The sequence below is a fragment of the Plasticicumulans sp. genome (genome assembly GCF_035331805.1).
Classification (GTDB): domain Bacteria; phylum Pseudomonadota; class Gammaproteobacteria; order Competibacterales; family Competibacteraceae; genus Plasticicumulans.
The window spans coordinates 1-1650 of record NZ_DAOLKE010000541.1; the positions used below are offsets into that span (position 1 = coordinate 1).

Annotated in this window: 2 protein-coding genes; both read right to left on the reverse strand. The window is 74.2% G+C overall.

Annotated elements, in window-relative coordinates:
* The coding region (locus PKE44_RS19195; RefSeq protein WP_324554422.1) for an RnfABCDGE type electron transport complex subunit D at window positions 1–235 on the reverse strand (235 nt) is incomplete at its 3' end.
* Between the two features lie 12 nt (window positions 236–247).
* Window positions 248–1650 (reverse strand): SLBB domain-containing protein (locus tag PKE44_RS19200; RefSeq protein ID WP_324554424.1); only part of this gene is annotated, 1403 nt, incomplete at its 5' end.

Here is a 1650-nt window from a genome sequence, read left to right on the forward strand (position 1 = left end):
GCGCGCTGGCGTCGCCGAGGAAGGGGGCCAGCGGCCGGCGGCGCAGCAGCAGCATGAAGGCTTCGCAGGTGAGCGCCGTCAGTCCGGCCAGCGCGAGCTGCACCAGCACGCCGGGGCCGAACACGAGGATCAGCACCAGCAGGCCGGGGGCGAGTGCGTACAGCACGCGGCGCATGACCAGCGCAACGCTGTTGCCGAGGTGGACGTGCGGCGAGGTGCGGGTTTCGAACAACATGACGGCGGGGGCTCAGCGGATGTCCGGATCGGACGGAACGGCCTGCGCGGCCTTCTTCGCTTCGGCGCGCGCGCGGGCAGCGGCGAGCTTCGCAAGCTGTGCCTCGCTCAGCGCCGGTGCGGCCGGGGTCGACGCGGCCGCCGGTACGGCTTCGGGCACAGCCGGAGCGGCCGGCGTCGGCGATGTCTCTGCGGCCACCGGCGTGGCTGCGGGCGCAGTCGCTGCGGCCTGCGCAGCCTTCTTCGCCTCGGCGCGGGCGCGGGCGGCGGCGAGCTTCGCGAGCTGTTCCTCGCTCAGCGCCGGCGCGGCCGGCGTCGACGCGGCTTCCGCGGTCAGCGGAGCGGTTTCCGGTGCTGCGGCGGCCTGCGCCGCGGCCTTCTTCGCCTCGGCGCGGGCGCGGGCAGCGGCGAGCTTCGCGAGCTGTTCCTCGCTCAGTGCCGGATCAGCCGGTATCGACGCGGTTTCCGCGGCCACCGGAGCGGTATCCGTCGCAGCAGCAGCTTTCTTTGCCTCAGCGCGGGCGCGCGCGGCAGCGAGTTTCGCGAGCTGGGCCTCGTCGAGCCCCGCGGCGGGCGCGGCCGGGCTGGCGGTAGCCGGGGGCGCGGTGCCGGTCCCGGTCTCCGCGACCTTCGTGGCCTTCTTCTCCTGGGCCCGCGCGAGGGCGGCGGCGATCGCAGCCTTCTTCGGATCGTCGGCCGGTGCGGCGGGCTCGCTCGCGCCCGCTTCGTTGGCTGCCGGTGTGGCGGCGCGTGCCTTCTTGGCCTGCTGGCGTGCCTGACGCTCGGCTTCCTCGCGTTCGAGGCGCTGCGAGCGGAACTCGTGGCGGCGGCGCGCCTGTTCGGATTTCTGCTTCTCGCGCTCGGCGGCGCCGATCTCGGACTTGGCGTAGCGGTAGTACTGCACCAGCGGCAGCCGGCTCGGGCAGACCGCCGCGCAGGCACCGCATTCGATGCAGTCGAACAGCCGCGTGGCCTGCGCCTTGTCGAACTCCTTGCCGCGCGCGAACCAGTACAGCTGCTGCGGCAGCAGCCTGGCCGGGCAGGCATCCATGCACGCGCCGCAGCGGATGCACGGCAGCGTCGGCGCCGGCGGTGCCAGTTCGTCGGCGCCAGCGACCAGCACGCAGCCCATGCCCTTGGTGACCGGCACCTCGTCGCCGGCAACCGCGAGCCCCATCATCGGCCCGCCGAGGATCAGCCGCTGCGCACGGGCGGTATAGCCGCCGCAGGCTTCGACCAGCGCCCGTACCGGCGTGCCGAACGCGACTTCGAGGTTGCGCGGGCTGGCGACGCCGGCGCCAGTGATCGTGACGATGCGCGAGATCAGCGGCCGGCCGGTGGTCACCGCCGTGTATACGGCCGCGGCGGTGCCGACGTTCTGGCACAGGATGCCGGAGTCGACCGGCCGGCGGCTGC